Source organism: Streptomyces sp. NPDC020379 (assembly GCF_044387105.1).
Taxonomy (GTDB): domain Bacteria; phylum Actinomycetota; class Actinomycetes; order Streptomycetales; family Streptomycetaceae; genus Streptomyces.
Genome location: NZ_JBIRVR010000006.1, coordinates 101335 through 113558, shown reverse-complemented (window position 1 = coordinate 113558; position 12224 = coordinate 101335). Strand labels below are relative to the sequence as shown.

At 67.3% G+C, this 12224-nt stretch carries 18 protein-coding genes; 2 read left to right on the top strand and 16 right to left on the bottom strand.

Features of this window, described 5'->3' with window-relative positions:
• Window positions 1-190 precede the first annotated feature (190 nt).
• The 15 genes from ACH427_RS10270 to rpsJ all read right to left on the bottom strand — a co-directional run bounded on the left by ACH427_RS10270 (window position 191) and on the right by rpsJ (window position 7049).
• A complete protein-coding gene (locus ACH427_RS10270; RefSeq protein ID WP_030368403.1) occupies window positions 191-376 on the bottom strand; it encodes a type Z 30S ribosomal protein S14 in 186 nt (61 codons plus the stop codon).
• Between the two features lie 5 nt (window positions 377-381).
• Window positions 382-942, bottom strand: a complete 561-nt coding sequence (rplE, locus tag ACH427_RS10265; RefSeq protein ID WP_398868989.1) for a 50S ribosomal protein L5 — start codon at window positions 940-942, stop codon at window positions 382-384.
• A complete protein-coding gene (gene rplX, locus ACH427_RS10260; protein ID WP_361521876.1) occupies window positions 942-1265 on the bottom strand; it encodes a 50S ribosomal protein L24 in 324 nt (107 codons plus the stop codon). Before rplX ends, rplE begins: the two co-directional genes overlap by 1 nt.
• Window positions 1266-1268: 3 nt before the next feature.
• Window positions 1269-1637: a 50S ribosomal protein L14 gene (gene rplN, locus ACH427_RS10255; RefSeq protein WP_087927567.1), complete on the bottom strand. Its 369-nt coding sequence runs from the start codon at window positions 1635-1637 to the stop codon at window positions 1269-1271.
• 135 nt (window positions 1638-1772) lie between these two features.
• On the bottom strand, window positions 1773-2054 hold the full coding sequence (rpsQ, locus tag ACH427_RS10250; RefSeq protein ID WP_030026328.1) for a 30S ribosomal protein S17: 282 nt from the start codon (window positions 2052-2054) through the stop codon (window positions 1773-1775).
• Entirely contained in the window at window positions 2054-2278 is a 225-nt protein-coding gene (gene rpmC / locus ACH427_RS10245; RefSeq protein ID WP_030368408.1) for a 50S ribosomal protein L29, read from the bottom strand. Before rpmC ends, rpsQ begins: the two co-directional genes overlap by 1 nt.
• Window positions 2278-2697 (bottom strand): 50S ribosomal protein L16, encoded by a 420-nt coding sequence (gene rplP, locus ACH427_RS10240; protein WP_087927565.1) that lies wholly within the window; start codon window positions 2695-2697, stop codon window positions 2278-2280. The genes rpmC and rplP overlap by 1 nt, the downstream gene beginning before the upstream one ends.
• 5 nt (window positions 2698-2702) lie before the next feature.
• Window positions 2703-3533, bottom strand: coding sequence for a 30S ribosomal protein S3 (rpsC, locus tag ACH427_RS10235; protein WP_095580665.1), 831 nt, complete (start codon window positions 3531-3533; stop codon window positions 2703-2705).
• The gene (gene rplV, locus ACH427_RS10230; protein WP_004571827.1) at window positions 3533-3880 is read right to left on the bottom strand and encodes a 50S ribosomal protein L22; all 348 of its coding nucleotides are present in this window, start codon (window positions 3878-3880) and stop codon (window positions 3533-3535) included. Before rplV ends, rpsC begins: the two co-directional genes overlap by 1 nt.
• A 42-nt stretch (window positions 3881-3922) precedes the next feature.
• Window positions 3923-4204 carry a 30S ribosomal protein S19 gene (rpsS, locus tag ACH427_RS10225; protein WP_351506807.1) on the bottom strand — a complete coding sequence of 94 codons (282 nt, stop codon included), beginning with the start codon at window positions 4202-4204 and terminating at the stop codon, window positions 3923-3925.
• A 12-nt stretch (window positions 4205-4216) separates the two neighbouring features.
• Window positions 4217-5053 carry a 50S ribosomal protein L2 gene (gene rplB / locus ACH427_RS10220; protein ID WP_366003536.1) on the bottom strand — a complete coding sequence of 279 codons (837 nt, stop codon included), beginning with the start codon at window positions 5051-5053 and terminating at the stop codon, window positions 4217-4219.
• 39 nt (window positions 5054-5092) lie between these two features.
• A complete protein-coding gene (rplW, locus tag ACH427_RS10215) occupies window positions 5093-5425 on the bottom strand; it encodes a 50S ribosomal protein L23 (protein ID WP_116212450.1) in 333 nt (110 codons plus the stop codon).
• The gene (rplD, locus tag ACH427_RS10210; protein WP_398868988.1) at window positions 5425-6075 is read right to left on the bottom strand and encodes a 50S ribosomal protein L4; all 651 of its coding nucleotides are present in this window, start codon (window positions 6073-6075) and stop codon (window positions 5425-5427) included. The genes rplW and rplD overlap by 1 nt, the downstream gene beginning before the upstream one ends.
• Window positions 6076-6082: 7 nt before the next feature.
• Window positions 6083-6727 (bottom strand): 50S ribosomal protein L3, encoded by a 645-nt coding sequence (gene rplC / locus ACH427_RS10205; protein WP_086567349.1) that lies wholly within the window; start codon window positions 6725-6727, stop codon window positions 6083-6085.
• A gap of 13 nt (window positions 6728-6740) precedes the next feature.
• Entirely contained in the window at window positions 6741-7049 is a 309-nt protein-coding gene (gene rpsJ, locus ACH427_RS10200) for a 30S ribosomal protein S10 (protein WP_003948644.1), read from the bottom strand.
• Window positions 7050-7662: 613 nt separating this feature from the next.
• Between rpsJ and ACH427_RS10195 the strand changes: the two genes are divergently transcribed.
• Both ACH427_RS10195 and ACH427_RS10190 read left to right on the top strand, forming a co-directional pair.
• Complete coding sequence (locus ACH427_RS10195; RefSeq protein WP_398868987.1) at window positions 7663-9771, top strand: PIG-L family deacetylase; 2109 nt, start codon at window positions 7663-7665, stop codon at window positions 9769-9771.
• A gap of 124 nt (window positions 9772-9895) precedes the next feature.
• Window positions 9896-10759, top strand: a complete 864-nt coding sequence (locus tag ACH427_RS10190; protein WP_398868986.1) for a metallophosphoesterase family protein — start codon at window positions 9896-9898, stop codon at window positions 10757-10759.
• Window positions 10760-10851: 92 nt separating this feature from the next.
• Here ACH427_RS10190 and tuf read toward each other — a convergent pair whose 3' ends face one another.
• Window positions 10852-12045 carry an elongation factor Tu gene (gene tuf, locus ACH427_RS10185; protein WP_361521889.1) on the bottom strand — a complete coding sequence of 398 codons (1194 nt, stop codon included), beginning with the start codon at window positions 12043-12045 and terminating at the stop codon, window positions 10852-10854.
• Window positions 12046-12224: the final 179 nt, after the last annotated feature.

The following is a 12224-nucleotide window of genomic DNA, read 5'->3' as shown; positions in this document are numbered from 1 at the left end:
CCCTCTCCCCGAGCAGAGTCGGGACGGGTGCGGCGCGGGGACCTACGGCGTAGTAAGCGACTTTAAGTGGGCGTACGCCCACGGGCGGTCTCGGGCGGCAGGCGCCCAACCCTTCCACTCTACGGGAGTGTGGGGCGGGCGCCCGCCGACCAGATGCTTACCGAGAGTCCTGGTCAACCCAAGTGGGTTGTTACCAGGAGCTCTTGGTCACGCCCGGCAGCTCGCCACGGTGAGCCATCTCACGAAGGCACACGCGGCACAGGCCGAACTTGCGGTACACGGAGTGCGGACGGCCACAGCGCTGGCAGCGCGTGTAGGCGCGCACACCGAACTTCGGCTTGCGGGCAGCCTTGGCAATAAGAGACTTCTTCGCCATCTCGCTTACGCCTCCTTGAAGGGGAAGCCGAGGTGACGAAGGAGGGCGCGACCCTCGTCGTCGTTGGTCGCCGTGGTGACCACGGTGATGTCCATACCCCGGACGCGGTCGATCTTGTCCTGGTCGATCTCGTGGAACATGACCTGCTCCGTGAGACCGAAGGTGTAGTTGCCCCGACCGTCGAACTGCTTCGGGGACAGACCACGGAAGTCGCGGATGCGCGGCAGCGCGAGCGACAGCGTACGGTCCAGGAACTCCCACATGCGGTCACCGCGGAGGGTGACGTGGCAGCCGATCGGCTGCCCCTCGCGCAGCTTGAACTGCGCGATCGACTTGCGGGCCTTGGTCACGGCCGGCTTCTGGCCCGTGATCGTGGTGAGGTCGCGGATGGCGCCCTCGATCAGCTTGGAGTCGCGGGCGGCGTCGCCCACACCCATGTTGACCACGATCTTGGTCAGGCCGGGGACCTGCATGACGTTCTCGTAGGAGAACTCCTCGCGGAGCTTCCCGGCGATCTCGTCACGGTAGCGCTGCTTGAGACGCGGTGCGTTGGTGGTGGCAGTCATCAGATGTCCTCACCGGTGCGCTTGGCAACGCGGATCTTGTTGCCCTCGTCGTCGAAGCGGTAACCGACACGAGTGACGACCTTCTTGCCGTCCTTCTCCACGATCAGCTGAACGTTGCTGACGTGGATGGGGGCCTCGGTCGTCACGATGCCGCCGGTCTTGGAACCACGAGCGGTCTGGCCGGCCTTGGTGTGCTTCTTGACCCGGTTGACACCCTCGACAAGAACACGGTCCTCAGCGGGCATGGCCTGAATGACCTTGCCCTGCTTGCCCTTGTCCTTGCCGGTGATGACCTGAACCAGGTCGCCCTTCTTGATCTTCATCGGTTACAGCACCTCCGGCGCGAGCGAGACGATCTTCATGAACTTCTTCTCGCGCAGCTCTCGGCCCACGGGGCCGAAGATACGGGTGCCGCGGGGGTCACCGTCGTTCTTGAGGATGACGGCCGCGTTCTCGTCGAAGCGGATGTACGAGCCGTCGGGACGGCGGCGCTCCTTGACGGTGCGAACGATGACCGCCTTGACGACGTCACCCTTCTTCACGTTGCCACCGGGGATCGCGTCCTTGACGGTGGCGACGATGACGTCACCGATGCCCGCGTAGCGGCGACCCGAACCACCGAGAACACGGATGCAAAGGATCTCCTTGGCACCAGTGTTGTCGGCGACCCGAAGTCGCGACTCCTGCTGGATCACGTCTATCTCCTGATCGTCTGCCGGTTCCCGGCGGGGGTCTCAAGGAATTGAGACCCCACGCCGAGCCTGGCGGAACTTATCCGAGGGGAAACCCCGCTCGGACGGTAATTGCGGAATTCCCTTGCGGGAAATTCCCTACTTGGCCTTCTCGAGGATCTCGACGATGCGCCAGCGCTTGCTCGCCGACAGCGGACGCGTCTCCATGATGAGGACGCGGTCGCCGACGCCGGCAGCGTTCTGCTCGTCGTGCGCCTTGAGCTTGTTCGTACGGCGGATGACCTTGCCGTACAGCGCGTGCTTGACGCGGTCCTCGACAGCGACGACGACGGTCTTGTCCATCTTGTCGCTGACGACGAGACCCTCACGGGTCTTGCGGAAGCCGCGCTCGTTCGTCTCAGTCACATTCTTCTCGCTCATCAGGCGCTCTCCACCGTCTCGATGCCCAGCTCGCGCTCGCGCATCAGGGTGTAGATCCGGGCGATGTCCTTACGGACGGACTTGAGCCGACCGTGGTTCTCGAGCTGCCCGGTCGCCGCCTGGAAGCGGAGGTTGAACAGCTCTTCCTTGGCCTCACGGAGCTTCGCGACGAGGTCCTCGTCGTTCAGCTCACGCAGCTCGGTCGCCTTGATACCAGCGGCCATCACGACTCACCTGCCTCGCGCCGAACAATGCGGCACTTCATCGGAAGCTTGTGGGCGGCGCGGGTGAGCGCCTCACGAGCAACCTTCTCGTTCGGGAAAGACAGCTCGAACATCACCCGACCGGGCTTGACGTTCGCGATCCACCACTCCGGAGAACCCTTACCGGAACCCATGCGGGTTTCGGCCGGCTTCTTCGTCAGCGGGCGGTCGGGGTAGATGTTGATCCACACCTTGCCGCCACGCTTGATGTGACGGGTCATGGCGATACGAGCGGACTCGATCTGCCGGTTCGTCACATAGGCCGGGGTCAGGGCCTGGATGCCGTACTCACCGAAAGCGAGCTCGGTGCCACCCTTGGCCATGCCCGAGCGCTTCGGGTGGTGCTGCTTGCGGTGCTTGACCCTGCGAGGGATCAGCATGTCGGTCAGGCCTCCGTTCCGGTGGACTCAGCCGGAGCAGCGGCAGCGGCCTCGGCCTTGGGGGCCTCGGCAGCGGCGTTCTGCTGCGGCTTGCGGCCGCGGCCGCCACGCTCGCCACCACGGCCACCGCGGGCCGGGCGGTCCTGGGCGCCGCCACGGGACGGGCGGTTGCCCGCACGCGCCGCGGCGTTCTCGGCGCGGACCTCGGCGATGTTCTTGACGTCGCCCTTGTAGATCCAGACCTTCACGCCGATGCGGCCGAAGGTGGTCTTGGCCTCGAAGAAGCCGTAGTCGACGTTCGCGCGGAGCGTGTGCAGGGGCACACGGCCCTCGCGGTAGAACTCCGAGCGGGACATCTCGGCGCCGCCGAGACGGCCACCACACTGGATCTTGATGCCCTTGGCGCCGGCCTTCATCGTCGACTGCATGCTCTTACGCATGGCGCGACGGAAGGAGACGCGGGAGGACAGCTGCTCGGCGACGGCCTGGGCCACCAGCTGAGCGTCCACCTCGGGGTTCTTGACCTCGAGGATGTTCAGCTGGACCTGCTTGCCGGTCAGCTTCTCCAGCTCGCCGCGGATGCGGTCGGCCTCGGCGCCGCGGCGGCCGATGACGATGCCCGGACGAGCGGTGTGGATGTCGACGCGGACGCGGTCGCGGGTGCGCTCGATCTCAACCTTCGAGATACCGGCGCGCTCCATGCCCTTCGTCATCATGCGACGAATGGCAACGTCTTCCTTGACGTAGTCCTTGTACAGCTTGTCGGCGTACCAGCGGGACTTGAAGTCCGTGGTGATGCCGAGGCGGAACCCGTGCGGGTTAACCTTCTGGCCCATTACCGGGTTCCTTCCTTGCTGCTGACGACCACGGTGATGTGGCTGGTCCGCTTGCGGATCCGGTAGGCACGGCCCTGGGCACGCGGACGGAACCGCTTCAGGGTCGGGCCCTCGTCGACGTACGCCTCGCTGATGACCAGCGAAGAGGCGTCGGTGTGGTCGTAGTTGTGTGCAGCGTTGGCAATGGCGCTGTCCAGCACCTTGCCAACCGGCACGCTCGCGGCCTGCGGGGCGAAACGCAGGACCGCCTGAGCCTCCGTGGCATCCATGCCACGGATGAGGTCCACCACGCGGCGGGCCTTCATGGGCGTGACGCGGATGTACCGCGCCTGGGCCCTGGCTTCCATGGTTGTCCCTTCGGTGTCAGTCATAGTCGTTCACACCCCGCCTTAGCGGCGCTTCGACTTGCGGTCGTCCTTGACGTGGCCGCGGAAGGTGCGGGTCGGCGAGAACTCGCCGAGCTTGTGGCCGACCATCGACTCGGTGACGAACACCGGGACGTGCGTCTTGCCGTTGTGCACCGCGAGCGTGTGGCCCAGCATGGCCGGCACGATCATGGAGCGACGGGACCAGGTCTTGATGACGTTCTTGGTACCGGCTTCGTTCTGAGCGTCCACCTTCTTGATGAGGTGGGCGTCGACGAAGGGTCCCTTCTTGAGACTACGCGGCATCTAAACCCGCTCCTAGCGCTTCTTGTTCGTCTTGCGGCGGCGGACGATGTACTTGTTGCTCGCCTTCTTGGGAGAACGAGTACGACCCTCCTTCTGACCCCACGGGGAGACCGGGTGGCGACCACCGGAGGTCTTGCCCTCACCACCACCGTGCGGGTGGTCGACCGGGTTCATCGCCACACCACGCACGGTCGGGCGAACGCCCTTCCAGCGCATACGGCCGGCCTTGCCCCAGTTGATGTTCGACTGCTCGGCGTTGCCGACCTCGCCGACAGTGGCGCGGCAGCGGACGTCGACCAGGCGGACCTCGCCGGACGGCATGCGCAGGTGGGCGTACTGGCCCTCCTTCGCCAGCAGCTGCACGGACGAACCGGCAGAGCGGGCGAACTTGGCGCCGCCACCGGGGCGGAGCTCGATCGCGTGGATCGTGGTACCGACCGGGATGCTGCGCAGCGGAAGGTTGTTGCCCGGCTTGATGTCGGCCTTGGGGCCGTTCTCGATCCGGTCACCCTGCTGGAGCTTCGCGGGGGCGATGATGTAGCGCTTCTCGCCGTCTGCGTAGTGCAGCAGCGCGATGCGCGCGGTGCGGTTCGGGTCGTACTCGATGTGAGCGACCTTGGCCGGCACGCCGTCCTTGTCGTGACGACGGAAGTCGATCACGCGGTAGGCGCGCTTGTGGCCACCACCCTGGTGGCGAACGGTCACACGACCGGCGTTGTTACGGCCGCCCTTGCTGTGCAGGGGGCGGACCAGCGACTTCTCCGGCGTGGACCGCGTGATCTCGACAAAGTCGGCGACGCTGGAGCCACGACGGCCCGGGGTCGTCGGCTTGTACTTGCGGATACCCATTTCTCAGTCCTCGTCCGATTCCGGACGACTCGGACTCCGTTAGGAGACCGGGCCGCCGAAGATGTCGATACGGTCGCCCTCGGCGAGGGTCACGATGGCGCGCTTGGTGTTGGCGCGCTTGCCGAAACCGGTCTTGGTGCGCTTGCGCTTACCCTGACGGTTGATCGTGTTGACCCCGGTGACCTTGACCGAGAAGACCGCCTCGACGGCCTGCTTGATCTGGGTCTTGTTCGCGCGCGGGTCGACGATGAACGTGTACTTGTTCTCGTCGAGAAGCGCGTAGCTCTTCTCCGAGACCACCGGCTTGACCAGGATGTCACGGGGGTCCGTGTAGGTCTTGCTGGTGACCACGGCGACAGTCGCCTCGCTCATCAGGCGTCGCTCCCTTCGAGCTCGCCGGCCGTCTTCGCGGCCACGAAGGACTCGAAGGCGGCCTTGGTGAAGACCACGTCGTCCGAGACGAGCACGTCGTACGTGTTCAGCTGACCCGGCTCCAGGATGTGGACCTGGGGCAGGTTGCGGGCGGACAGCCACGCGGCCTCGTCGGCGCGGTCGACGACCAGGAGCAGGTTCTTGCGCTCCGAGATCTTGCCGAACAGCGTCTTGGCGGCCTTGGTGGAAGCGGCACCCTCGACCACGCCGGAGACGACGTGGATGCGGGAGTGGCGCGCCCGGTCGGTGAGGGCACCGCGCAGGGCGGCGGCCTTCATCTTCTTCGGGGTCCGCTGCGAGTAGTCACGCGGCACGGGACCGTGCACGACGCCACCACCGGCGAACTGCGGCGCGCGGGTCGAACCCTGACGGGCGCGACCGGTGCCCTTCTGGCGGTACGGCTTCTTGCCGCCGCCTCGGACCTCACCGCGGGTCTTGGTCTTGTGCGTGCCCTGACGGGCAGCGGCCAGCTGCGCGACGACGACCTGGTGGATCAGCGGAATGCTGACCTTCGCGTCGAAGATCTCCGTGGGGAGCTCGACGGTCCCGGCCTTGTCGCCTGCCGGCGAAAGGATGTCAATGGTGCTCATCGTTACCTCAGGCCCCCTTGGCCGCGGTACGGACCAGGACGAGGCCGCCGTTCGGACCAGGAACCGCGCCCTTGATCAGGAGCAGGCCCTTCTCCGCGTCAACGGCGTGGACGGTCAGGTTCTGGGTGGTGACCCGCTCGTTGCCCATGCGGCCCGCCATGCGGAGGCCCTTGAACACGCGGCCCGGGGTGGCGCAGCCACCGATGGAACCGGGGGAGCGGTGCTTGCGCTGGGTGCCGTGACCGGCGCCGAGGCCCTTGAAGTTGTGACGCTTCATGACACCGGCGAAGCCCTTGCCCTTGCTCTTGCCGGTGACGTCGACCTTGACGCCCGACTCGAACACGGCAGCGGTGATCTCCTGGCCGAGCGTGTACTCGCTGGCGTCAGCGGTACGCAGCTCCACCAGGTGGCGGCGCGGGGTGACGTCGGCCTTGGCGAAGTGACCCTTGAGGGGCTTGTTCACCTTGCGCGGGTCGATCTCGCCGAAGGCGATCTGGACCGACTCGTAGCCGTCGCTGTCGTTGGTGCGGACCTGGGTGACGACACAGGGCCCGGCCTTGACGACGGTCACCGGGACGACCCGGTTGTTCTCGTCCCAGACCTGGGTCATGCCGAGCTTCTCGCCCAGGACGCCCTTAATGTTCTTAGCCATCTCGCGCGTCACCTCAGAGCTTGATCTCGATGTCGACGCCCGCCGGCAGGTCGAGGCGCATGAGCGAGTCGACCGTCTTCGGCGTGGGGTCGAGGATGTCGATGAGGCGCTTGTGCGTGCGCATCTCGAAGTGCTCGCGCGAGTCCTTGTACTTGTGCGGCGACTTGATGACGCAGTACACGTTCTTCTCAGTGGGCAGCGGCACCGGGCCTGCGACCGACGCACCAGTGCGGGTCACCGTCTCGACGATCTTCTTCGCCGAGGAGTCGATGACCTCGTGGTCGTAGGCCTTGAGCCGGATGCGGATCTTCTGTCCCGCCATGGCTACTTCGTAGTCCTGTCTCTCGTAACGCTCTGGGACTCGGTGTGCTGCGCCTCTTGCGAAGCGCCGCCCCTCCTCCGACCCACGCGGTCGGGCGTGTCGCCCCCCTTCCGGAAACTTTCCCAAAGGAAAATCCCTTACGAAGGGGGATGTGGGGGAAGGACACCCACCGAGTGCCTGGCCGGGGCCGCGCTAACGCTTCCCGGAAGATTCCCGTACTTCCACCCCTGAAAAGAGGTGACGAGTACTGCGGGACTCGCTTCCAGTCCTCCCGGCGGGAGGCGCGCAAACATCAGCTCACAACCGAGCAACCTGAACAGTGTGCCATACGCCCCCGAAGGGGCGCCAATCGCAGCCGAAGAAGGTACCCCGACCGGCTCAGTTGTCAAACCACCTCGCCGACATACGGGACACTATGGTCGCGTAGGCCCAGGCCGCCCACCAGCGGTCGGCCGGCCCGACCGTCGCGCCGGCCCCCTGGGCCACCTTGGCCTTACCCGCCTTTGCCGTGGTTTGCCGTGGTCTTGAGCAACCCGCGCGATCCCCATCACGTCCCCTAACACGCTGGGGCAGCCGGGGACTGCGTGCTGCACAACGAGACGGAGTCGCTTAGTTGAACACCTCACAGCGCATGGTGATATCCCGCCGGACCGCGCTCGCCGGCCTGGCCGCCACCTCCCTGGCGGTCGCGGCGGGGTGCAGCGGCGGCGGGAGCGCCAAGAAGCCCAAGGCGTCCGCGAGCCCGATCAGGGCGGTGGATCCCCATGCCACGCAGTCGTTCAACGGTGTGAAGAACCCCCTGCTGCTCCAGATCATGGCGCACCCCGACGACGACCTGTTCTTCATGAACCCCGACGCCCTGCACATCGTGGAGTCCGGGGTGCCCGTCGTCTCCGTCTATGTGACGGCCGGCGAGGCCGTGGGCCAGAACTGGATCGAGGGCATGCCCAAGGGCAAGCCCGACAAGGCCGCCTACTCCTCGGCCCGCCACCAGGGCCTCCGCCAGGCGTACGCCGAGATGCTGGGCGTGGACAAGTTCACGGGCTGGAAGAAGTCCGTCCTGGACCTGGGCAACGGCGTCAGGGCGGAGACGAACGAGCTGTCCAACGGCAACCGCCGCGCCCAGCTGATCTTCCTCAACATCGCCATGCTCTCCGCCCACGAGATGCGCCTGCCGCTGCTGTGGGAGCGCCCGTCCGCCGAGATGCAGAGCATGGTCGCCACGGGCTCGCCGTGCACCACGGTGAGCAAATACACCCACGGCACGCTGGTGGACACGCTGGCCACGATCATGGACCGCTTCAAGCCGTCCGTGATCCACACGATGGACCCGGACCCCGACTACCAGGTCCACGACGCCACGCACCCCAAGGACAACGACTACGGCGCCTGCTCGGACCACCGCGACCACACGCCGACCGCGCTCTTCACATGGAAGGCGATGTCACAGTGGGTCGCCGACGCCACGAAGCGTGACGGGCACACCCCGCGCTTCGTGACCACGGCCTTCCGCGGCTACTACAACCAGCGCTGGCCGCACAATCTGCCCCCCGAGGTCGTGGAGCAGAAGCACCGCCTGGTGGAGGCGTACGGCGGCGATCCCAAGTGGGAGTGCGGCAACCCCGCGGGCTGCGGCGACTACGGCCAGGGCGGCGACCGCCCGATGAAGAACCGCAAGGGCTGGATCCGCTCCACGCACTACCGCTACGAGGGCGCCACGACGGCCCCGGACACCGACAAGTCGGGCCGGCTGGTGGCCTACGGCGTGCTCGGCTTGCAGGCGGTGCGCTGGCAGGAGACCTCCGCGGGCAGCGGCCGCTGGGGCGACCCGCAGAACCTCGGCGGCGGCCCCCTCGCCCCCGCCCTGGCCTCCGTCAAGGACAGCGCCGGGCGGCGGCTGCTGTTCGGCCTGCGGTTCTCGGCCCTGGCGGGCCAGGGGCGGCCGGACACCCGCGAGATCGTCGTGGCGGAGCAGGGCTCCCCCGACGGCGCGTTCAAGGACTGGAAGCCGCTCGGCAACCCCGAGCACAAGGCCGACCGCGGCCGCCGCCTCGGCATGCCCGCCGCGATCGCCACCCCGGACGGCCGGGTGCACCTCTTCGTCCGCAACGCCGGCAAGGGCGTCTCCAGCCGCGTCCGCGAGGCCGACGGCACATGGGGCAAGTGGCAGAGCCTGCACGGCCAGGAGATCCAGGACGGCCTGACGGTCACCCTGGACCAGGACAAGCGGGTGCACGTCTTCGGCACGGGCCGGGACACCGTGCACCACTGGAGCCAGGACGCGCCGGACAAGCCGGTCCGCGCGATGCCCCTCAAGGGCCTCCCCCAGCCCGGCGGGCTCCCCGGCGCCACGCTGGACCCGGACGGGCGGCTCGCGGTCGTCTACCGCACCCCGGAGGCCGTCCAGCCGTCCGTCTACCGCTTCAAGCCGGGCTCCGACGACGTCGCCACCACCGAGCTCAAGGAGTTCTCGGGATACGGCCCGCTCGACGCCCACACCCTGGCCGTACGCGGCGGCGACACCGTGACGGTCCTCGGCCGGGCCGTCGACGGAAAGCTCCAGGTGGTGGACGCCGGCTCCGGCGACGCCTCGCCGCGCACCGCGCCCGACCAGGTCGCCGTGGGCACCGCGGCGGTGCTCTCGGACGCCGGCCACCAGCTGTGCGTGGTGGCCATGGGCACGGACGCGAGCCCCTGGGTCTGGCGCCCCGGGAACAGCTGACGGTAGCGCCGCCCACCGCCCCCGGAATTCACCCTCCGGGGGCGCCGCCTTTCCCCAGTACGAGCGATTCCACGCCATGACGTAGATCGCTGCCGGGCGCGGGCGGCCTTGCTACGTTGCGACGATGCCGTCGACGACTCCCGGATCACCCGCAAGCGGACGGCTCCTCGCCGTCAGCGACCTGCACATCGGCATGGCCGACAACGTACCGGTCATGGAGTCCCTGCGGCCCGGCACGGACGACGACTGGCTGATCGTGGCCGGGGACGTCGCCGAGGAGGCCGCCGACGTCGAGCGGGCCCTGACGCTGCTCGCCGCCCGCTTCGCCAAGGTGATCTGGGCGCCGGGCAACCACGAGCTGTGGACTCCCCCGGGCGACCCGGTGGCCCTGCGCGGCCAGGCGCGCTACGAGCACCTCGTCGGGCTCTGCCGCCGCCTCGGCGTGGTGACGCCCGAGGACCCGTATCCGGTGTGGGAGGGCGCGGGCGGGCCGGTGGCCGTCGCCCCGCTGTTCACGCTCTACGACTACAGCTTCCGCACCCCCACCGCCGCCTCCAAGCGGGAATCCCTGGAACAGGCGCACGCGGCGGGCGTGGTGTGCACGGACGAGTACCTCCTGCACCCGGAGCCCTATCCGGCGGCCGACGACTGGTGCCGCGCCCGGGTGGCCGCCACCGAGGCCCGGCTGGCCGCGCACGACCCGTCGGTGCCGCTGGTCCTGGTCAGCCACTGGCCGTTGGTGCGCGAGCCCACGGACGTCCTGACGTACCCCGAGTTCGCGCAGTGGTGCGGCACCGTGCTGACCCGCGACTGGCACCGGCGCTTCCCCACCGCGGCCGTCGTCTACGGCCATCTGCACATCCCCCGCACCACCTGGTACGACGGCGTCCGCTTCGAGGAGGTCTCGATCGGCTACCCGCGCGAGTGGCGCCGCTGCGGCCACCCCCGGGGCCTGCTGCGGCAGATCCTGCCGTACGACAAGGCGTGAGCACCCGGCCGCAGACAGACGAAAGGGCCCGCACATCCGAAGATGTGCGGGCCCTTCCCGACCGTCTAGGTCAGACCTTCAAGCAAGAGAACTTACTTGTTGATCTTGGTGACCTGGCCGGCGCCGACGGTGCGGCCGCCCTCACGGATGGTGAAGCGCAGGCCCTCCTCCATGGCGACGGGCTGGATCAGGGAGACGGACATCTCGGCGTTGTCGCCGGGCATGACCATCTCCGTGCCCTCCTTGAGGGTCACAACACCGGTCACGTCAGTCGTACGGAAGTAGAACTGCGGACGGTAGTTGTTGAAGAACGGGGTGTGACGGCCACCCTCGTCCTTCGACAGGATGTACGCCGTGGCCTCGAACTCGGTGTGCGGCGTGACCGAACCCGGCTTGATGATGCACTGGCCGCGCTCGACGTCCTCGCGCTTGATGCCACGGAGGAGCAGACCGACGTTCTCACCGGCCTGGCCCTCGTCGAGCAGCTTGCGGAACATCTCGATGCCGGTGACCGTGGTGGTGGTCTTCTCGGTCTTGATGCCGATGATGTCGACGGTCTCGTTGACCTTCAGGACACCACGCTCGATACGACCAGTGACGACGGTGCCACGACCGGTGATCGTGAAGACGTCCTCGATCGGCATCAGGAACGGCTTGTCGACGTCACGCTCGGGCTGCGGGATGTTCTCGTCGACGGCCTTCATCAGGCCGAGGAGCTTCTCGCCCCACTCCTTGTCGCCCTCGAGCGCCTTGAGCGCCGAGACCTGGACGACCGGAGCGTCGTCGCCGTTGAACTCGTACTCGTTGAGGAGCTCACGGACCTCGAGCTCGACGAGCTCCAGGATCTCCTCGTCGTCCACCATGTCGGCCTTGTTCAGGGCGACGACGATGTACGGAACGCCGGACTGGCGGGCCAGGAGCACGTGCTCCTTGGTCTGCGGCATCGGACCGTCGGTCGCGGCGACCACGAGGATCGCGCCGTCCATCTGGGCGGCACCGGTGATCATGTTCTTGATGTAGTCCGCGTGACCGGGGCAGTCGACGTGGGCGTAGTGACGCGACTCGGTCTGGTACTCAACGTGAGCGATCGAGATCGTGATACCGCGCTGACGCTCTTCGGGCGCCTTGTCGATCTCGTCGAACGGCGTGAAGGGGTTCAGCTCGGGGTACGCGTCGTGCAGCACCTTGGTGATCGCCGCGGTAAGAGTGGTCTTACCGTGGTCGACGTGACCGATGGTGCCGATGTTGACGTGCGGCTTAGTCCGCTCGAACTTCGCCTTCGCCACTGGGTCCTCCTACGGAGTGGTTCTGTACGCCTTACTCATCGGCGCCAGGTGATCTTTGCTGGGGTGCCGTCCGCCGGGGCATCCGCCACGCATCGAAAGGAACACGTTCCTCACGGTACGCGGTGGAATACCCCGACAGTCGGTGTAAAGCCTAAAGCGTGAGCTTTGCGTGCGGAGAC